Raw genomic sequence first — 21740 nt, forward strand, 5'->3', positions numbered from 1 at the left:
GTCAGGAACTTCCTTTTTTAATTAAGTGATAGTCTGCAATAAAAAATACAGCACAGTATATCAGCATGATTGCTATCGAAGCATATGGAACATCCCAGCCCAGAGATGCTGATCTGATGCATTCTGTAGAATGAGTAAGCGGAAGTGCGTAGATGATATAACTGAATATGCTTGGCAGCGATGAAACATTAAACAATGTCCCGCATAGAAATGTCATTGGAATTATAACAACGCTGTTGAAAAGGTTCAATGCCTGATTTGATTTAGCTAGCATGCCGGCTAAAACTCCCAGCAGAGCGAATGTGAAACTTGATATGATTATGAATAAAATTACAAGTGGCGTTATTGAAACTGCTGGTGAGATAATCATTCCTATTATGAGAATAATCATGCAGCTCAGCACGCTTCTCAAAGTCCCCATTAGCGCTTTTCCAATTACTATCGAAGAAACATGAATCGGACAGAGAACAAGTTCATCAAAACTCATGTAAAACAGCCTTTGAATTAGAATCTTCGAAGAAGTCGAACCGAAACTGGATGACAGTGTCGTCAGTGACACAATACCTGGAATTATGAATGCTATGTAGTTTCCGCTTCCACCTGACATGCCGCTGCCCAGACCATAACCAAATGCCAGAAGATACAGCAAAGGCCCTATCAGGCAGGAGATTACCACTACTAAGAAATTCTTTTTGAAATAGCACAGATCCGCCCATGCTACGCGTACAGATTCGTCAAGTATGGTGAATATCAGCATCTCACCAGCTTATCTGCTGCAGTATCCTCTCCAGTTATTTCTAAAAATACATCCTCTAAATTGGTCTTTCGTATAATGTTATAATTTTCAGTTGTAGCCTGCACGAATTCTTTTGCACTGGATCGATCTGGAAAATATCGATTGTATATTTTTCCATCGTCACCTATTAATTCTACAGTCATTGAGCCAATCTTCTGACAGAGCTCTTTGGGTGTTCCTAATGCAATTATTCTGCCATAATTCATTATTCCTACTCTGTCGCAGAGTGATTCTGCTTCTTCTATGTAGTGAGTTGTCAGAAATATTGTAGTTCCGTTGCTGTTCAGCATTCTAATGAGGTCCCACAGCATGTGTCTTGAGCGTGTGTCAAGTCCTGCAGTGGGTTCATCTAAAAAAAGGATTTTGGGTCTGTGGATTATGGAACAGACAATGGCAGTTTTTCTTTTCCACCCTCCTGATAGAGAAGAAATAGTCCTGTCCATATATTCCTCCAGACCCAGTAGTGATGAAACTTCTTTAATCCGTTCTTCAATTTCTGCTCGCGGTATTTTTTGCAGCAAAGCATGGTGTTTTATATTCTCTCGAACCGTGATATCTTTGTCCAAGCTGATATGCTGCTGTGTTATTCCAAGGTATTTTCTAGCGTTGATACGATCTTTTTGAATGTTGTATCCGGCGATGGTGATATTTCCGAATGTTGGGGTAGTGATTGTAGTCAGCATACGTATGGTTGTAGTTTTTCCGGCTCCATTGGGGCCTAGAAATCCGAAGATTTCTCCCTTTTTAACAGAGATGCTGACATCATTGACAGCGGTGAAGTTGTCAAATTTTTTAATAAGGTGATCGGCTTGTAGTATGTCAGAGTTGGAAATATCATCCACCAAGATCTGCATGTAGTTCTAGCTCATATAACTAATGGCTATCGTTTTGATCATATGATTTAATCGTCATATGATAACTTAGAAACCAGTCATTGTAATCTTTATTTGATATATCCAGGGACTAAAAATCTCTTTTTTAATCACTCATATTTCCCTATTAGATACCTTTAAATAGTATACTTCAATACTCTTTCTGGGATGATATATCCAATAATTGCTTAAATGACCGCATATATCCAAATAAAGTTAAAAGTTTCTTAAGAGGTATGAAATGAAGAACATGAAGACAGTTACAATTATTGCAGCTGTTATACTAATTATTGCAGCTATTGGTATCGGCGTAGGGGTCAGTTTAGGGGATGATGATACCGATGGGAAGATAGTATTGACAGATTCCAATGGTGAAACAGTCACTCTCGATTCAACCTGTAGTCGTTTGGTCGTGTACAGTAAATATATCGCTGAAGCCTTGATCATGATGGGCGCTACGGATCTGGTTGTCGGAACGACTAGTACAGTTCTCAAGGATACAAATTATAGCCAATATTATCAAAATGCTACCGACATCGGTACAAGCACTACTGATGGTTTAGACGTAGTCTTAACTTTGAATGCTGATGCCATTATTGTCCAGAATACTACTGATAATACAGCACTCAAAGCCACAGGCATACCAGTTATCGAACTAGGAGCAAGTAAGATGACTGAAGTAGTCAATGATATAACTTCTTTGGGAATACTCACTGGACGTACTAGTGAAGCTAAAAGGATAGTTGATTGGTATTCTGAAAAATTGAAGATAATGGATAGTTTCAATGGAGTATCTCCAAAATTTGCTCTTGAAAGTTACTCATCCACTAAGCTGACCTTCATGGCCCCCACCAGCACACCTGGTGTAACCCTTAATGAAGTTAAAGGTAAAAATATATTCGAAGACTCGAAAACCAGCTACGTATACCCAGAAGGATCTACGTTAATCGAACTGAATCCCGATATTATACTAGTCGTAACATATAATGCTAACTGGAGTGAAGAAAAATTAGCACCTTACCTGAATTCAGTTTATGAACGTAGCGGATGGGAAAATATCTCTGCAATACAAAATGAAAAGGTCTACATGGTATCCAATGACATAATTGGTGGAATCAGATCCGTTATTGGCGGTCTGTTTATGATCTCCTTGATGGATCCTGAAAATTATGGAGATATTTCTGTATCCGAGCTTGTGGATGAGTACAACCAGCTAGGTAATACTTCATTCAACAATCAAATGGTGTATTCTTGATGAATAACCATTTTTTAATTTTTTTAATTAATTGCTGGTGAAAATATGAACGGCAGCAGCAAATCTAGCAGTCGTCTAGCAAATCTTACAAATCTACTCAAAGGGGCAAATTGTGACGACTCTACAAAAGGTAAATTTGAATCATCCAAGAGGAAAAAAGTAATCTTCATTTTGCTGTTAGTTGTATTGCTTGCAGTTGTAGCAATATTTGTATTGGGAGTCGGTGCTGTATATGTACCGTTTTCTGAAACATTAAAGATCTTTGGACATTCTTTATTTCCAAATTATATTGATGGTCCGAGTGTTAACTATTATACACCTATAATTTACACTTACCGTGCTCCTAGAGTAATTGTAGGTATACTCGCTGGTGTCAGTCTTGCGGTTGCAGGAGCAGCCATGCAGAGCATTTTAAGAAATCCTCTTGTGTGCCCGTTTACGCTTGGTCTATCATCTGCAGCTTCATGCGGTGCAGCAGTTGCCATTGTACTCGGCCCTACAATTTTTGGCTCTGTATATTATACATACATCAACCTGTGGGGAACAAGCATAACCATTGGCTGGATCTTTATGGTGATTGTAGCCTTTGCCTTTGGTTTAATCAGCGTTGCTATTTTACTGTCGCTGACCAGTAAAAGGATGGTCGGTCAGTCGACACTAATTCTTACCGGTGTAGTGATTGGATATCTCTTTTCAGCACTTCTGTCATATCTCAAATATGCTTCTGATGAAACAGCCCTTAAGGACATAACACTATGGCTTCTGGGAGGTATGTGGGGAGCCTCTTGGAGTGCAGTAATTATCCTGATACCCATTGTAATTGTAGGAGTATTGTTTCTTGAATCATATGCTGTAGATCTGAACACACTATCCAGCGGTGATGATGTAGCAAAAAATTTAGGTGTAAATGTTAAAAAATTAAGAACTAAGATTCTAATAATCTCTGCTTTGGTAACATCTGCCTGTATGGCGTTTACAGGAATTATCGGTTTCATAGGTTTAATGGCTCCTCACATCTGCAGAATGATAATCGGCAATGACAATCGGTATCTGATTCCAGCTTCAGCTCTGTTAGGTGCTTTAATTCTCATAAGTTCAGATGCTATTGCCAGGGTGATTTTAGCTCCTAACGACCTTCCTGTGGGAATTATCATGTATGCGATAGGGGGAGTTTTCTTCCTGCTGCTTGTTAAAAAAATGAGTGGAGGTTATGAGTCATGAAGTTCTCCGTAGAATCTTTATGCCAGGGCTACGGATCCTATGAGGTCCTCAAAGATATCAGTTTTGTTGCCGAAAGCGGAGAAGTACTGGCACTGTTGGGACCAAATGGCTCTGGAAAGTCCACTCTAATAAAAACCATGTGTAATATTCTGCCTCCAAAATCTGGACGTTTGATGATAGATGGTCAGAATCTGATGGATATGGATCTTACCGATGTGGCAAAGTTAATCTCATATGTGCCGCAGTCTTCCCCTAATTCTGTTTTTACTAAGGTAATTGATACAGTTCTGTTGGGAAGAAGACCGTATGTTACATGGTCTTACCGTGAGAAAGATATCGATATTGCCATTGATTCAATGCGTAAAATGAAAATTGAAAGCCTTTCTGACAATAATGTTTCAGAGCTTTCGGGTGGACAGAAGCAGAGAGTTTATCTGGCCCGTTCTTTAGCACAATGTCCGTCTTTCTTTTTATTTGATGAACCGACCAGCGCTCTAGATCTAAAATATCAGATGAATACAATGATTGCCATGGATGACATCGTTCATAATCATAATGCCGGCATGATCATTGCATTGCATGACATCAATCTGGCTTTAAATTATTCTGATAAAGTTTTAATGATCAAAGACAAAGAGATTTATGCATATGGTCCACCGCAGACAACGATTACTGAAGATACCATACGTGATGTATATGGTGTAGAATCAGAAATAATAACAAACAAAACCGGAGGACGATATATACTTCCAATCTCTCCGTGCGATGATATTAGTGATTTATAGATATTTATTAAATTATGTGATACTATGAAGGAAAAACTAACATATCCATTTACTGCAATTGTTGGTCAGCAGAGTATGAAAGAGGCTCTGATATTGAATACAATTTACCCGTCTATCGGGGGAGTTCTGATTAAGGGTGAAAAAGGCACTGCTAAATCAACGGCAGTCCGTGCACTGGCAGCTCTGCTTCCAGAACGAGAGGTTGTTCAGGGATGTGCATGCGGCTGTGAATGGGGAAACTGGAATGATCTCTGTCCAGATTGTGCTGAGCGTTATGCTTCTAATTCGTTAGTTAAAGACAAATCCCCAATGAAAGTTGTAGAACTGCCGCTGAGTTCTACAGAAGATCGCGTGGCAGGCACATTAGATATCGAACATGCAATTACAACAGGAAGAAAAAAATTCGAACCTGGAATATTGGCAAAAGCCAATGGAAACATTCTCTATGTGGATGAAGTAAATCTTCTTGATGATCATCTTGTAGATCTGCTTCTGGATGCCGCGGCCATGGGAACTAACTTTATTGAAAGAGAGGGAGTATCTTATTCTCATCCTTCAAAATTCATTTTAGTTGGCACAATGAATCCGGAAGAGGGGGATCTTCGTCCCCAGCTTTTAGACAGATTCGGCCTCATGGCTGACGTCAAAGGCGAATGCGATGAAAACAATCGCAAGGAAGTGATTAAACGGCGGATAGCTTTTGAGAAAGATCCAGAGAGCTTTATAAATGAATATTCTGAAGCTCAACGGCTTCTCAGAGAAAACATCCTGGAAGCTAGAACTATTGTAAAAGATCTGGATCCTGATGATGCAGTAATGGACATGGCTGTGAAAATCTCAATCCATCTGGGTGTAGACGGGCATCGTACTGATTTAACATTAATCAAGGCAGCTATGGCCTATGCTGCATTGAATAAACGGGATAAACTGCAGCCTTCAGATGTAACAGCCGTATCAACTCTCGTGTTACCTCATCGTATGAGACGGAATCCATTCCAAGACGCTAACCTTGACATTGCGGAGCTGGATAAATGGATACATTCGACTTTCAGCACCCAGTAGTCTGCCGGTATCCGTTTTCAGCCGTAGTCGGATGCGAAGAGGTAAAAGAAGCGCTAAAGTGTGCTTTGGTCTCTGATAAAATATACTCGGTTCTGATTTGCGGCCCGGCTGGAAGCGGCAAGACTACTATTGTCAGATCGCTAGATGGAATCATCCCGGGGATTCACATAATCTCGCTGCCTATAAATGCCACAGAGGATCAGATATTCGGGAGTATTGATTTTGAAAATACCATCTGCTCTGGGAAATTGCAATCATCTAAAAGTATTCTTGAACGAGCCGAGAACAATATTGTTCTCATAGAAAATATACACCTTTTATCTGAAAATGTGGTCAATCAGGTATTGAACTGCTCAATGGATGAAAAGTACTTTGTGGAACGTGATGGAGTATCACAGACGCGCAGCTGTAAATTCATGGTCATTGCTACAATGGATGCTGAGGAAGGTAAGCTGTCCGAACATATTCTGGATAGGTTTGATATCTGTGTTTTTATGCCTCGTGTAGAGGATGAGACTCAAAGAAAAGAAATTGTGAAGCGTAGGCTGGAATTTGAAAAGTCTCCTCATACTTTCTGTGATACTTATTGTGATGATGATCTATCCGCTCATCTTATAAAGTGCCGTTCAGAATGCAGCAACGTAACTATCCCGGAAGGGTATTTTGATGCTATAGCTGACATCTGTAATGAGCTGGGTGTAAAAGGACACAGAGGAGATTTGTCTGTAATTCATGCTTCATGTGGTTTTGCGGCTCTTGCTGGTAGAGATTGTGCAGATCTTAGCGACCTTAAAAAAAGTGTTGCAGTCTGTCTCCAGCATCGAAGAACTGATGATGCAGATAATGAGCCTCCTCCCATGTCAGAGGATACTCAAGACAGTGAAAATGAGGAATCTAATAATTCTCAGGAGAATGAAAGCAATTCTCAGGAGAATACAGAAAGTTCTTCAGAGACTAATCAGTCTGAAAATAATGACGAACCTTTGGAAAATTCTGAGTCTCAGCCAACATCTGAACCGTCTGAGAATGTATTTGTTATTGGTAACGAATTTAAACCAACTGAGTACATTCCTGATCTTAATAAAATCAATTTGAAAGGCCGGAGTGGTAGACAGGATAAAACCATATCATCAGACCACACTGGAAGATGTATAGGTTATACGATACCCAAGGAGAAAATTTTCGATATAGCGCTGTGTGCTACGATACGGGCAGCCGCACCATATCAGATTCAGAGAGACCACCGGGATTTGGCAGTTGTATTGGAAAAAAGTGACTTTAGGGAAAAAATAAGAGAAAAAAGGCAGAGCACTAAGATTTTGTTTTTAGTGGATGGTAGCGGCTCCATGGGTGCTAATAACAGAATGATCGCTGTAAAGGGTGCGATCATCTCAATGCTCAAGGATGCTTATCAGAGACGCAATGATGTTGGATTAGTTGTATTCAGAAAGGATACCGCGGAAGAAATCCTTCCACTTACCAGAAGTGTCTCAAAAGCCTACCAGTTGCTTAGCGAACTCCCTACAGGAGGTAGGACGCCGCTTACACATGGGCTTATAAAAAGCTATGAAATCCTGAAACCGTATATCTCTTCAGATTCAAAGCCTGTTTTAGTAATCTTGACAGACGGCAGGAATAATGTATCATATGCATCCCCAGATCCCAGATCGGAATTGATATCTGTTGCAGAGTCACTCGTGGATTGCGGTATTAGGTTTGTAGTTGTTGATACAGAAATAAGTTTTATGAAATTTAATCTGGCTTTACAATTAGCTAGAGTTCTTAACTGTGCGTATGTGAGGTTGGAATCCCTCAATGCTGAAAATCTTCAGATGTCCATACGAACAGTAATCAAAGATATGTAGACTGCAAGGTAGTTATTATGAGTTTCAATAAAATTAAATTGATGGCAATAATGTGGGACAGCCACGGGCCAATCCTGGAGAGGGCATCAAAACATGTAGATATGGATATCACATATTATTCCTCTAAAGATCTATCATCAGATGATGACTGTTTAGATAAACTGATTTCAGAAATGAATGATTCTGATATAATTCTGCTGTACCGTTCTTCGACTGATTTCTGGGATAAATTAGAGGACAGAATAAATTTAATAAAAAATAATAAAAAAATTGTGTGTTTCGGTTCTGACCCTACCCATTGGTCATTAACTTCTGTAGATCACGAAATTGCTATAACTGCTTTTCAATATGTATCTAACAGCGGAGAGGAGAACTTTATCCGACTTTTCAATTTTTTAGGAAACAATCTTTGTGGTATGCAGGTTGAAGTACTTCCTCCGGTGGAGCTTCCTTGGCAGGGTATAATTCATCCAGACTGCCCAGGAACTGTATTTTCTAGAACCATCGATTATATGCAGTGGTATGGAAAGGATCGCACACAACCTTGGGTGGGCATTATTGCTTCTAGACCTGTATGGGCTATGGACGGATGTGCTGTAGAATGCAACCTTCTGAGAGATTTAGAGAATTTAGGGATTAATGTAATATTAATATTTACTACATTTTCTAAAGATATTTCAAAAGGAGCCTTAAGTGTAAGTGAAGCCGCTGAGAAATATTTTATGCTTGATAACATTCCCTTAGTGAATGCTGTTGTAAAATTTACCACTGCCTTCGTTGGCGGGAATACATATGGGGATGATGCTCAGGCATCAATAGGAGGAGAAGAAATATTATCCTTACTGGATGTTCCAGTGTATCAGCCAGTTGTATTATCTCGGATGTCCGTTGAAGAGTGGCGGAATTCACCAGGTTTGACAAGCGACATAACCTGGCAGATTGTTTTTCCTGAATTTGAAGGGATCATTGAACCATTAGTAATTGGATCAGACAAGGGATATTCAACAATCGATTCAGATCTGAGAATAGTCTTAGAGGAAAGAAGCAGAAAAATTGCTCAGAGGGTGGCAAAACAGATAAATCTGCAGCGTAAATCAAACAGTGAAAAAAAGGTTTTAATCTTTTTAAATAATTTTCCCTGTGCTGGAGTGGAAGCAAACATCGGTGCTGCGGCTGGTTTGGACTCTTTAGAGAGTGTTTCTGATATACTAAAGCGTATGAAAGAAGAAGGCTATGCAGTTGATGCACCTGAAAATGGTAAAGAACTGATAGAATTAATTCTTGAAAGGAAAGCTTATTCAGAGTTCAGATGGACTACAATCCAGGAGATAATAAAATGCGGCGGTGCAATCCACAGGATGCCTGTTGAAGAGTATAATAATTATTTTAAAACACTTCCAGAATCAACGCAGGCCGATGTCATAAATTTCTGGGGTGAACCTCCCGGCATGGGCATGGTTTTTGAGAATGAAATTGTAATTACCGGCGTTTCTTTTGGCAATGTAATTGTTGCAGTGCAGCCTAAGCGCGGATGCTACGGGTCCCGCTGCGATGGTGAGGTCTGTAAAATACTTCACGATCCTCTTTGTCCTCCAACTCACCAGTTTCTTGCGACTTATCATTATTTTGAAGAGATCTGGGGTGCTGATGTCATTATCCATACAGGCACGCACGGCAGTATGGAGTGGACGCCGGGAAAGGGTGTAGGTATGACCGAAACTTGTTATCCTGACATATGTATTGGCACATCGCCACATCTGTACATCTATAATTCAAACAATCCTCCAGAGGGCATTGTAGCAAAAAGACGGTCATATGCCACACTTATAGATCATCTGCAGATGACTATGACCAGAGTGGAACTTTATGATGAATATTCAGATCTGGAAAATTTATTGTCTGAGTATAATACAGCCTGTACGAATCCAGTTCACAGCGAGCAATTAAAGGAACAGATAATTGCTCTAGCTTCAAATATATTTAAAGAGCTGGAATTTAATGACGATATCTCTTTAAAAGACTGTGTAAAAATCTGTCATGATGCTCTGTCTCGCATTCGTAATTCGCAGATGAATCTAGGTCTTCACACATTCGGCAGAATTCCAATTGGTGACGAACGTTGTGAAGTCATAAACTCCATTGTACGCTACGGCGAAGAACACGATTCTATAAGGGACTGCGTAGCTGATATAATGGGACTTGATTTATCAATACTCTATGCTGACCAAGGAGAAATTAATGAAAAGTATCAAACTTCAAACGGGGCTTTGATTGAAGAAATCGGCATCAAAACTCGTGATATCGTAAAATTGATTTTAGCAGGTTTCGATACCTCATCTGCTGTTACTTCTGTAATGACTAAAGCCAACAATATTCAAGTATCAGCATTTGGCAAATTTATCGATGAGATAAAAGATATTGATGAACGCCTCAATGATTCTTGTGAAATGGATGCGCTTCTGAGGGGTCTGAACGGAAGACGTATTTCTCAGGGGCCCGCAGGTCCTATAACCCGTGGAAGGTATGACATCCTCCCTACAGGAAGAAACTTTTACTCTATGGATCCTTTCAGTGTTCCGTCTACTACTGCTTGGAAAGTTGGGATGAGGCTTGCTGATGGAATAATTGAAAAGTACCTCCATGAATCCGGTGAAATTCCAGAAAGCATAGCTTTCTTTTGGACAATGGGAGAAATAATATCGACAGGCGGGGAAATGATGTCCCAGCTCCTTTATCTGTTAGGTGTAAAACCAAAGTGGGGTTTGGACGGGCGTGTCAAGGACATTGAGATAATTCCTTTAGAAGAATTAAAGTGGCCACGAATAGACATAACAGTAAACGTTTCGTGTATTTTGAGAGACAATCTCATGAACTGCATCGATCTGATCGATTCGGCAGTCAGGGCTGTGGCTGAGCTAGATGAACCTCTTGATAAGAACTTTGTAAGAAAGCACACTTTAGAGTCAATAACCAGCGGCATGGATGCTGATGATGCTCTAACACGTATGTTTGGAGCGCCTCCAGGCTCATATATCTCAGGTGTAAATCTGGCTGTATTCGCTAGTTCTTGGAAAGAAGATAAAGATCTGGCAGAGATTTTTGTGAAGGCTAAAGGATATGGTTACGGCAACAGCCGCAACGGCAAGCCCATGTTTGAACAGTTCGCATCTAGCCTTTCAAGGGTAAATGTGACATTTGATAAAGTTTCATCAGATGAAGGTGATATTCTTGCATGCGGAGGTCATTTCAGCAATGTAGGTGGACTTACCGTAGCTGCAAGATATCTTTCCGGAACTGATGTAAAAGCATACTACGGTGATACCAGAGATCCCAGGGACATTTCTGTAAACACCTTAGCTGACGAAATCCGCCGAGTCATGAGAACAAAAGTTTTGAATCCAGCTTGGATTGAAGGAATGAAACAGCACGGTTACAAGGGTGCTGGAGATATAATGAAAAAGATCAGTAGGCTATATGGTTGGGAAGCTTCTACAAAAGAGGTAGACGACTGGATATTTGATGAAGTAACAGCAACATTCGTTTCAGACCCAGAAATGAGGCAGTTTTTCAAAGATAACAATCCATATGCGCTTGAGGAAATTGCCAGAAGACTTTTGGAAGCTAACAGTAGGGGATTGTGGAATACAGATAAAGATACTTTACAGGATCTTCAAAATGTATATTTAGATCTGGAATCTGTTTTGGAAGATCTTTCTGGAGATGGAGAATATCAAGGAGGCAGTATAGATATATTCACTTCATCTGACATCTCTAGCTGGAATTCCAATATGGCCAATGCTTCTGATATTGTCTCTAAAGTGAAGAAGAATCAGATCAAACCTGAGAATACTGATAATAAAAGCTGAGAATAAATAATTTAAAAGATGACGCTTGACCGCGTCATCTTTTTTTTTAATTAATTTATGCTTTCTCACTTAGTATTCCAAAGATCAACGAAAGCACTCCAGAAGCTATTGCAAGATATAATCCGGCTCCTACACTAATGCTTAACTTAGCAATGCTGCCGAGATCAAAGTCTGGTACTATGCTTGCAACATCTCCAGTAATCCACATGTACTCTACGATTGCTAGGATTATGACAACGATTCCGAGAATTGCTGGAATGTAGCCAATCTTGCTCTTAGGTTTAACCATGCCTATGGCAAAGAAGATCAAACTTAGTGCAGAAACGACTGCGATTATAACTGGTATGTACTGCTGAAAGTCATCGGTGTCCCAATCGAATATGTCAATTCCACTCCAATCATTACTCTGGCTTGTACCTAGGAATGTAGCGTCTGCGCTTATCCAGCCCAGAGCAATTGAAATGATTCCGACAAGTGCCACAATTATTCCGATGACTCCGAAAATCCTTGATCTGTCTATCTTGGTTTCAGAACTCAAATTAGCACCTCTATGGCACTGATATACACTCTTCAGATAATGTTCTCCATATAATTCTACATTTGTATATTTCATCATCAGATGTTATTATACTGCTCTTTGTTATGCGTCTCTAAAATCTGCTGTGATTTCCGATGTCGTCAAATAAAATCATTAAGGTAGCCATTGTTGTCATGCTTATTTCAGTTCTATCGGTGGCCACTGTTGCTGTTATGCCGTCTTCATCTGCCTCGTCATCTTTTGCTCCCGATGGTGGCATGTATGAATATAAGACTGAAGGCATAAGTGCTGAAACATACAGAGCTACAATTACAGGATATACAGAAGGAAGCGAAGAGTTCTTGGCGATTCAAACAGGAATCGAAGGATATCCTGTGAAAGCAATAGGCCCTAATGCATTTCAGAACTCTACATTGCTGGAAGCAGTTATAATTCCAGAAAGAGTCGACAGTATCGGGGATTATGCCTTTGCAGGCTGTTCATCTCTGAAAGCTGCATATTTTATCGGAGAAATGCCAGACATGGGAAATGGTGTGTTTGATAATGCTGCCAGCGGATTTACCATCTATTGTCTGAACGAAGTCTGGAATGGATATAATGATTACAAGACCGATGTCTGGTCGCCCTATGTATACACAGACAGCACCGGGGGTAGTTATTCTTATTATATTCTTAATGATGAAATTACGATTTTCAGACACATTTCCGGTGAGAATATCTCCATTCCATCGTCTATTGAAAACAATGGTAGGAACTATCCAGTAATCTCAATCGGTCCGGAATCTTTCTATAAGTGCAATGTTAAAACAGTCACGATTGCTGATGGAATCGAAAGGATTGAAGACAGGGCGTTTTCATGGGAGCACGATGAAGGTTCAGCATTAGATTCTATAACCTTTTCAAATACTCTCAAATCGATAGGTGATGAGGCTTTCAGAAACTGTAAATCATTAAGATCTGTAAACCTTCCAGAATCTCTAAGATATATAGGATTCGAAGCATTCAGAGATTCCTCATTAGTCTCTGCATACATTCCTGATTCGGTGAGTTATGTAGGGGGAGGAGCATTCTACTGCTGTTATGATCTGAAATCTGCAAAATTAAGCCGGAGCATGACTGAAATTCCTGAAAGAATGTTTGGTTACTGTGCACTTCTAACATCCATTGATTTTTCTGACAGAATAACTGCAGTTGGAAGTTCAGCCTTTTATAAATGCGGTTTAACGTCTCTTGATCTCAACGAGATCGAGACGATTGAAAGGGAAGCATTCTATGGCTGTACTAACCTGAGATTCGTTGATGCAGATGAAGTAAGAACAATAGGCAACGAGGCATTCTACGACTGCACTTCATTAAAGTATGTATCTTTTGATGAGATCGAATCCATCAGTTACAGGGCTTTTGGAAAATGCACTTCTTGGGATTATGTCGTATTTTCAGAAAGTTTAAGATATCTTGGTGAAGACTCTTTCCGCGGGTGCACTTCAATGTCTGATGCATACTTTGAAGGTCCTATGCCGGTAATAGGCGACAATGCTTTTAAAAATGCAGACGAAGACTTTGCAGTTCATTATCTAAAGAGTAATTCGGCATCTTGGTCAGGCTTCGATGCATACAACTCTGCAGTATGGGACGGATCTCTGCCTAATGACAATTCAGGTATCAACAATTCAATGATGATATTAATCGCAGCAATTGCTGTATTGATAGTACTCATTGTCTCTGTTTTAATTTTATTCAAAAAGAAAAAGGGACGCAGTCCCTGATTTTTTTATAATATAAAGTCGGATTATAACCTATCCCGATGCCGCATTATTTAGAGATAAACTGCAAGATTTAAAGCTCATTGTGCAAGTTGAGGTACATTCCATTGTGCAAGTTGAGGTACATTCCATTGTGCAAGTTGAGGTACATTCCATTGTGCAAGTTGAGGAATACTCTATCTTTTTCTAATGTGCCGTAAAAATTCTTTCTTGATGATTTCTGATTAGTTAGTATTGTAGAAAGGCAACAGTCAGGATGCCTCTTGCCATATCCAAAAATGTATGGGAATAAAAACTCATTGCAGTGTATAACCACCATCAATGATCAGCGATGTACCAGTTACCCAGGAAGACTCATCCGATGCTAAGTATAGAACAGCATATGCCACGTCTTCCGGAGTGCCCAATCTGCCTATGGGGTGGAGATTTACGATCTCTTCAGCTTCTTTGTCTCCATGATTCTTTCTAAATAACTCCATATCTGGTTCTACCCAGGCTGGACAAACACTATTCACACGGATATTCTCTTTAGAAAAATCGAGTGCCATGCATTTCATCATCATTTCAATCCCGCCTTTAGCTGTATTATATAAGACATGTTTTTTCTGTGCTATATATGCAGAAATTGAAGATGTGAATATGATGCTCCCTCCATTGTTTTTTCTCAGGTAAGGAATAACATACTTTGAACATAGGAACTGCGCCTTCAGATTGATATCCATCAGAGTATCCCAGTCTTCTTCTTTTAATTCTGAAATGTCATTGCCGTTTCCTGTGAATATGGCTGCATTATTGAATAAAATATCTATCTTGCCATACTTATCCGCAGTCGTTTCGAATAGACGTTTCACTTGTTCTGATTTGGAAATATCTGTAACAACATAGTCAGCAGATCCATTGTTTGATCTGATGATTTCAACTGTTTCTCTGAGAGTCTCTTCTCTTCTACCAGCAATCATTACTTTCGCGCCTTCCTTGGCAAAAAGAATGGCAGTACCGCGTCCAATTCCGGTACCACCTCCAGTTATGACTACTACTTTATCCTCTAGTCTCATAATATCCTCATGAATGATCTCTAGAACTTATTAGCATTAGATGCTCTGAATCTCTTTGGCAGAATGTATATCTCACCATCTGGATCTGTACCGACCCTTGCATCTACTTCATATACTTCCTCTATGAGCTCCTCGGTAATCACTTTCTTAGGATCTCCGATGGTTTTGATCTCTCCTTTCTTCATGATTATGCACAGATCACAATAACGGGCCATAAGGCTGATGTCGTGCTCAGCAACTAGAATGGTCATGTCTGTTTTTACCATCGCCTGCAGATATTCCATTACTTCCAGTTTGTATTTCATATCTAAGTGGCTGGTAGGTTCATCGACCAGCATCAGGCGGGGAGATTGAACATATGCTTTAGCGATCATTGCACGCTGATACTCTCCGCTGCTGAGCATCGAAAGCTGTTTGTCTTTGAGGTGGTCTAAACCGAATCGTTTCATGGCATCCATTGCGACATTCTCATCATCATCGCTTTCCCACCAGATGCTGTCAACATATGGATGTCTGCCCAACATCACTAAATCCATAACAGACATGCCGAAAGTTCCTCTGCTCTCTGCAGGCACATTCGCTACAAGCTTTGCAAGGGCTGAGGCTTTCTTTCCTTTCGTGCTCTCTCCATCAATGAATATTTCTCCAGATGTAGGTTCATGAATTTTACAGATGCACTTCATCATCGTGGACTTGCCGCAGCCATTCGGGCCGATAAGACCGACCATCTGCCCACTGCCTATAGAGTAACTAACTCCTTTAAGGGCTTCAAAGTCACCGTAACACTTCTTTAGATTTTTAACTTCTAAAAGAGGAACATTATCCATCGTAGTTCCCTCCTTTCTTAATCAGCATGTATGCAAACACAGGAGTGCCGATTATGGCTGTGATAGCACCGACAGGCAGTTCTAACGGCATAAGGGCCATTCTTGCTATGATATCTGATGAAAGCATCAGCATGGCGCCAAGGATGATACTGGCTGGCATGACAAGACGATTGTCCCCGCCCATCAGCAGGCGGCAGGCATGAGGCACAACCAGTCCTACGAATCCAATGATACCGACAAAAGCAACACAAATGGCAGTGAGTACTGAAGCGATAATCAGCATTATTCTGTTGAATGTTCTTACATTCAGACCCATCTGCTTGGCCTGCTCTTCTCCTAAGACTACAAGATTAAACTCTCTGGCCCACAGCAGGGATATCAATGAAATGCCCATTGCTGGAATAAAAATCAGCCAGGCATTTTCCCAGCTGACAGTTGAAAAACTTCCGAACAGCCAGTACATTACATCCTGAAGCTTGTTGCCTGCCAGAGAAACAAAGATTGTTTGTATTGAGGAGAATGCGAATCCTACGATTACACCGCCTAAAATGTAATTTACGGAATTTCCTCCTGACTTCTCTGCGATGAACATTGTGGCTGCAAATGCCAGAAGCCCGCCTGCAATGGCAGCTACTGGTATGATATAATTAGAATCAGGTGAGAGGAATGGGAGTGTGATGTTGAATGCCATAGCAGCTACGGCTATGCATCCTGCTCCAGAGGATACACCAGTGATATATGGATCGACAAGAGGATTTCTGATGATTGCCTGATACATGCATCCGGCTATCGATAATCCTACTCCGACAGCTATCGCGCCGATAGCCCTTGGAAGTCTGGCATTGTAGATATAAAGCTCCATAGTGTTAAGCGGATCCCCGTTCAATGTCTTCTGTATCGATGATACCAAGGATACAGCAGCGTCACTTATCGGCATGATTCCGCCGGAAGAAATTGAAAGTGAGATGAAGAACGCTATGATCGACATCACGGTGCCGAAAACCGCGATATATACGAATCTCCTCTTTTTCCTCTTCACTTCGCTGAGGCCGCTGTCATCGTGGTATTTTAGCAGATATACTAAAAGAATGATCATTGCGGCTATAATTGCGAATATGAGATACCAGGACCAATGGTTAAACCCATATGTCGGTGAATCATCATCTGCCGCTGGCGGAGGAGATCCTGAAGCATCAATGCAGTAAACGAATCCTCCATCGTTTGCTATGTAGACTTTTCCATCAATAACTGTCGGCTGCACCATTGAGTATGAAGTCGTGGTATATGGTTCAACAACAATTTTCTGTATGATTTTACCTGAATCTGCGTTTAGAGTTATCAGAGATCCGCCTGCAGAAAATTCCATTGCATAAATTATTCCGCCAGCCTCTGTCATATCTCCCTTAATATAATTTACATCATTACTTTTCCAGATCTCATTTCCTTCCCAGTCAAGCTTGTAAACGCTGAGATTATGATAAAATATGAAACCGTCTTCCTGTATCACGGGATTGCTTGTAAGATATTCATGCTTCCAAATCTCTTCTCCTGTCAACGGGTCAAGCATGAGCATGTATCCGTCTGTTTTTGACATACTTCCATCGCTGCAGCACACGATTATATTTTCAGGTGCAATCGATATGCTGTCTACAGATCCGAGATACATTTTACCTTCAGGCAGATAATTAACTACCTGTTCATTCCAGATCAGGCTGCCGGTGTGGGCGTTTATAGCATACACATTGCCTTCATAATTCCCAATGTATAGGATGCGCTCTCCGTTTATGGTAGCAAATGTCGGTTTAACATAATAGATCGAACCGTTAGTCTGGTACATCCAGATGCGTTCAGCTTTTTCCTTTGATATGGAATAACAGTAGACTTTGCCGTCTGCGGAACCGAAGTACAGAGCTCCAGAATCATAAGCCGGGGTGGAAGGGCCTGAACGGAATGTTCTTCCAGACCAGTCTATCGCTCCGTTCTCATCTCTCGGAGGCTCAAAGGGGATTTCTTCGTTCCAATATAATTCACCGTTGAATCTGTCTAAACAGTAGATGTTTTCATTGCTGGCGCAGAGAATTATCAAATCTCCGGTGATCAGTGGAGTTGTAAGTTCATCTCCGCTTCCTATGTCATATTCAAATTTCCAGATTTCTTCTCCGCTGTCTTTGTTTAGGCAGTGGAGAGCAGGACTGGTACTCGGAGTTTTACTTCCTGAAGATGTGAAGTATAGATAATCACCGGCGCAGACTATTCCCGAATCAATGAAGCCGTTGTTTGTCGGGAAATACCATCCGGGGGGAGTTGTGAGATTTTCAGGACCATAAGAATCAGAGACATTTTCTGATGAAGAAGACCCTCCAATTGTTGTCCATGCGTCAGGATATTGAGGTGTCACCACAGGACAGATGACTTCATCCGCATCAGGGTAAAATCCCCAGGCGAAAGTTTTTCCGTCATATGAGGAAGATGCTGTTACCTTTTCATCATATTTCCAGTTTCCAGCTTCATCCAACACGTAAAGTTTCCATGAAGTAGTGATGCTGTTTCCTGAACTGCCTTTAATTACAGTATTTGAAAACTCATTTATCTTAGTTACAGAACTATTTGCTTCGAGGCTTATACCTGCTGCAGACGCTGATTCTTTTGTAACGTCTAAGTATGATCCTTCAGATGCTGCATCTATCCACTGCGTCTCACCGTTGCCGTAGTCTATGAGAATCTGCGGCGTGTTTTCACTGGATGCACTCGCACTGCCTATCGATGGAACGATCGCTGCAGATATGATCACTGCTACGATCAGAACCGACAAAATCCGCCGGCTATTCAAATAAACACCTCATATTGATATTTCAAAAACTGTTTGTAGTCATCGCCGAAGAATTTGGGGACTACATCCTGTGAGTTTTTCTTAATAAACTGATCTGGATGAATTATCTTTGCTATCAGTTCCGTAGCTTCTCCAAGCCTCGGTCCCGATCTTGAAAGAAGGTCTCCTGCTTTACCGCTGAAAATATAGATCTCTCCATTTTTATAGGCCGGAGTATCCTTCCAAATATCATTTAATCCGCTGATTATCTTGTCATACTCTTCCTGCGTTCCAACGTATGTTTCGGAAATGAGGATTATAACCTCAGGCTGCTTGGAATGCATTGCCTCGATCCCTACCTGAACCCAGGTCTGGCTTTGATCATCGAAAACGTTCTTTCCTCCGACCATCGAGATTATATCAGAAATGTAAGTTGATTTTCCTGAGGTATAGGGAGCGTTGTTTGTTGACAAACTGATAAACGTCTTTCTGTCAGGTTCATTTCCTACAATGCCTGTGACAGTATCTATTGTATTGTTGATGTAGCTGATTACTTTATTTCCAGTTTCATTATACCCCAAGGCTGAAGACACAATCCACAGATTATTGTAGACCATATCCATGCCTGTGGTGTCATAGAGCACTACGCAGTTTATGCCGGATTTTCTCAGCTTGTCAGCCATGTGTGTATGGGATCCCACTCCCTTATCGCAGAATACTAAGTCCGGTGCCAAGCCGACTATTTTTTCATAATTCGGATCGGTATAACCGCCGACGATCTCAATGTCTCCGCTGTTCTGCCCTTCTACGATTTCATCAGGATAATTGCTGTACAGATCAGTTCCTACCAGCAGCTCTGCCCCTCCTGCGGCAACTATCATTTCTGTGATTGTTGGAGAGAGGCTTACGATCCTAAGCTGGTTTCCTGTAACTGTGGAAGCTCCGTTTCTTCCGTAACCGTAGTACTCAAAGCCTGTGGCATCTACCCCAGGGATCAAATCTTCTGAATCTGAAGCTCTGCCCCATGCCAGTAGAGTGTAGTCTGAGACATTTACCTCCAATGGTGAAGCCTCAACCTTTACCCACTGTTTTTCCTGCAGCGAAAAAAGGGTCCAAGGCCTGTCAGGCAGTGATTCCTGTCCATTTATTGAAATGACTTTGCTTCTATCGCTGCTGAGGATGAGCTCATAATTGTTGATGCTGCAAACTTCTTCTAAGAGTTCTATTCCGTTCATCCCGTCCTGTAGCGGAGTCTCTGTCCATGTGATGTCCCAGTAACCAAAATCAATGACCAATCCTTCCTTATCATCTTCAGCCATTGATGTTGTTCCTATAAACGGCAGAGCGGCAATAATCAGAACAGCAATGATTATTGAGGCGGTCAGTTTGACTTTGGTAGGTTCCAATTCAGCACCTTCTTGTCAATGCTGCTGAGGGTATCAAATGCCTCAAATCTCCGCAGAGTAAATACACTCTATGCGCCTCAAAATTATGTATTGTATTATTATAATGGAATTTTTGAGACATTCCCGGATCCCCCGCCACCGTTCCTGGGATGCCTTACTGTTTTAAAAGAGTATCTTCTATCTGTAGCATATAGCTGACATGTGAAAAATTGGGATATCTGATCCAACTAGATCTGTATGTTTGTCAATTTTGGATTATGTGGATAAATGATATACAGCGTTCTAAGTTAATATTTATCAAAATATAGAATGAATTTTAATTGGGTGGATTCATCTTTTTTTCTTTTTGGTCATTTGCTTATAAATACTACTCTAACCGATCTTGGATACAATCTCCAACGTGAGAGGAAACAGACGTAGAAAAATCACACATCCGAACGAAAAGGGTGGAGACCTTCACTCTCCACCTCTGATCAAAACGTCAACATAACATGAAGCTAACCTCATCCAGACTTCTAAAGTCTGGTGAGGTAATTGCAAATGTCAAAGTTTGCAAAGTTCACATAGGTGAAATATATGATTTCAAACAATAGTAAAATGATAACTGCATTAGCTCTGATTGTGGGCGTGGTGATGATTGCATCGCCGCTGGCTTTCATCGGAGGATCAGATAATGCAGACGCTCCTATTTTAGGAGATGCAAGTGCTGCGAACGGAACTTATACTATATTTGTATATGATGGAAATGTCTGGGAAAGTGAGGTAGTACATGCATATGACGGAGCTCAGGCTGTTCAGGCAACAAGTTTCTGGAAAACCGGAGACAGCATGGTTGATCGTGCAACAACTGGTGCATACCCAAGTCTTAATGCAACATATGGAGATATAACAACATTCAACGGAAAAACAGAGGATTCTACTAATGTATGGAATGTATTTGTATATGTAGATGGAGCATGGACTATTGGCAATGATGCAATTGGATTCTACAGATGCTTTGATGATTACGCTTCAAACTGGCAAACTGCAAACATCGCATTACAATATGGTGCCGATGCAACATCAGTACCTACATCATTAATAACTGCTTCTCAAACAAAAAGCAATATCACAGCAGTTGATTCAGAAGACTTTGCGGTGACATTCCACTTGAAAAATATGTACTCATCAGTTCCAACCATTAACGGGGTTATTACACTAGATAATGGACAAACATTAAACGCAACAAATCTAGCTAGTGGAGTAACAATCACCGGATATGGATCTGACGCATATTTAGCATTAAAAAATGCTTTGAATGTTGCACCTCTGGATAATGTAGTTGGTGAAGAAACAATTCCTGTGAATGGTTACAATAACTATAGCTGGATTGATACAATCTTTGGACTAGGAACTGTACAAACACAGGGCTTAGACACACCATCTGACTGGACTGATGATGTATATGTATATTGGAGCCAGTATGATGGTAATTATTCTGGCGAAGGTTCTGGACAACTCAGCGGTTTTGTCTTAGGTGCATACAGTCCATTAACTGGGGCAAATGAATTTTCAATGGTCTATGCCGAGGTTGGAATGTATTAATGGGGCATCTGCCCCCCTTTCTATTTTTTTTGGGGT

15 protein-coding genes are annotated in these 21740 nt (G+C 40.7%); 8 read left to right on the plus strand and 7 right to left on the minus strand.

The genetic code is table 11. The features are described 5' to 3' along the window. Position 1 precedes the first annotated feature (1 nt). Complete coding sequence (locus tag H729_RS03185) at positions 2-757, minus strand: ABC transporter permease (protein ID WP_020448561.1); 756 nt, start codon at positions 755-757, stop codon at positions 2-4. Continuing rightward, positions 751-1638, minus strand: a complete 888-nt coding sequence (locus tag H729_RS03190) for an ABC transporter ATP-binding protein (protein ID WP_020448562.1) — start codon at positions 1636-1638, stop codon at positions 751-753. The genes H729_RS03185 and H729_RS03190 overlap by 7 nt, the downstream gene beginning before the upstream one ends. A 271-nt stretch (positions 1639-1909) precedes the next feature. Between H729_RS03190 and H729_RS03195 the strand changes: the two genes are divergently transcribed. The 6 genes from H729_RS03195 to cobN are packed head-to-tail and all read left to right on the plus strand — an operon-like array spanning position 1910 to position 11722. Then, positions 1910-2923, plus strand: coding sequence for an ABC transporter substrate-binding protein (locus tag H729_RS03195; protein WP_020448563.1), 1014 nt, complete (start codon positions 1910-1912; stop codon positions 2921-2923). 45 nt (positions 2924-2968) lie between these two features. After that, positions 2969-4144 (plus strand): FecCD family ABC transporter permease, encoded by a 1176-nt coding sequence (locus H729_RS03200; protein WP_020448564.1) that lies wholly within the window; start codon positions 2969-2971, stop codon positions 4142-4144. Next, positions 4141-4929, plus strand: coding sequence for an ABC transporter ATP-binding protein (locus H729_RS03205; RefSeq protein ID WP_020448565.1), 789 nt, complete (start codon positions 4141-4143; stop codon positions 4927-4929). Before H729_RS03200 ends, H729_RS03205 begins: the two co-directional genes overlap by 4 nt. Before the next feature lie 24 nt (positions 4930-4953). Next, entirely contained in the window at positions 4954-5991 is a 1038-nt protein-coding gene (locus H729_RS03210; protein ID WP_020448566.1) for an ATP-binding protein, read from the plus strand. Beyond that, positions 5961-7856: a VWA domain-containing protein gene (locus H729_RS03215; RefSeq protein WP_020448567.1), complete on the plus strand. Its 1896-nt coding sequence runs from the start codon at positions 5961-5963 to the stop codon at positions 7854-7856. Before H729_RS03210 ends, H729_RS03215 begins: the two co-directional genes overlap by 31 nt. A gap of 17 nt (positions 7857-7873) precedes the next feature. Further along, complete coding sequence (gene cobN / locus H729_RS03220; protein ID WP_052312414.1) at positions 7874-11722, plus strand: cobaltochelatase subunit CobN; 3849 nt, start codon at positions 7874-7876, stop codon at positions 11720-11722. Between the two features lie 55 nt (positions 11723-11777). Here cobN and H729_RS03225 read toward each other — a convergent pair whose 3' ends face one another. Further along, the gene (locus H729_RS03225; protein ID WP_147554376.1) at positions 11778-12260 is read right to left on the minus strand and encodes a hypothetical protein; all 483 of its coding nucleotides are present in this window, start codon (positions 12258-12260) and stop codon (positions 11778-11780) included. Between the two features lie 134 nt (positions 12261-12394). Here H729_RS03225 and H729_RS03230 point away from each other — a divergent pair, with 134 nt between their 5' ends. Further along, complete coding sequence (locus H729_RS03230) at positions 12395-14026, plus strand: leucine-rich repeat domain-containing protein (protein ID WP_081633099.1); 1632 nt, start codon at positions 12395-12397, stop codon at positions 14024-14026. 293 nt (positions 14027-14319) lie between these two features. Here the strand turns inward: H729_RS03230 and H729_RS03235 are convergent, their stop codons facing one another. The 4 genes from H729_RS03235 to H729_RS03250 are packed head-to-tail and all read right to left on the minus strand — an operon-like array spanning position 14320 to position 20120. Then, entirely contained in the window at positions 14320-15078 is a 759-nt protein-coding gene (locus H729_RS03235) for an SDR family NAD(P)-dependent oxidoreductase (RefSeq protein WP_020448571.1), read from the minus strand. Between the two features lie 20 nt (positions 15079-15098). After that, positions 15099-15905 carry an ABC transporter ATP-binding protein gene (locus H729_RS03240; RefSeq protein WP_020448572.1) on the minus strand — a complete coding sequence of 269 codons (807 nt, stop codon included), beginning with the start codon at positions 15903-15905 and terminating at the stop codon, positions 15099-15101. Beyond that, positions 15898-18735: an iron chelate uptake ABC transporter family permease subunit gene (locus tag H729_RS09420; RefSeq protein ID WP_081633100.1), complete on the minus strand. Its 2838-nt coding sequence runs from the start codon at positions 18733-18735 to the stop codon at positions 15898-15900. The genes H729_RS03240 and H729_RS09420 overlap by 8 nt, the downstream gene beginning before the upstream one ends. Continuing rightward, positions 18732-20120, minus strand: a complete 1389-nt coding sequence (locus H729_RS03250; RefSeq protein WP_020448574.1) for an ABC transporter substrate-binding protein — start codon at positions 20118-20120, stop codon at positions 18732-18734. Before H729_RS03250 ends, H729_RS09420 begins: the two co-directional genes overlap by 4 nt. 576 nt (positions 20121-20696) lie before the next feature. Here H729_RS03250 and H729_RS03255 point away from each other — a divergent pair. Then, positions 20697-21704, plus strand: a complete 1008-nt coding sequence (locus H729_RS03255; protein WP_020448575.1) for a hypothetical protein — start codon at positions 20697-20699, stop codon at positions 21702-21704. The last annotated feature ends 36 nt before the right edge of the window (positions 21705-21740 follow it).

The organism is Candidatus Methanomassiliicoccus intestinalis Issoire-Mx1, from assembly GCF_000404225.1.
Taxonomy (GTDB): domain Archaea; phylum Thermoplasmatota; class Thermoplasmata; order Methanomassiliicoccales; family Methanomassiliicoccaceae; genus Methanomassiliicoccus_A; species Methanomassiliicoccus_A intestinalis.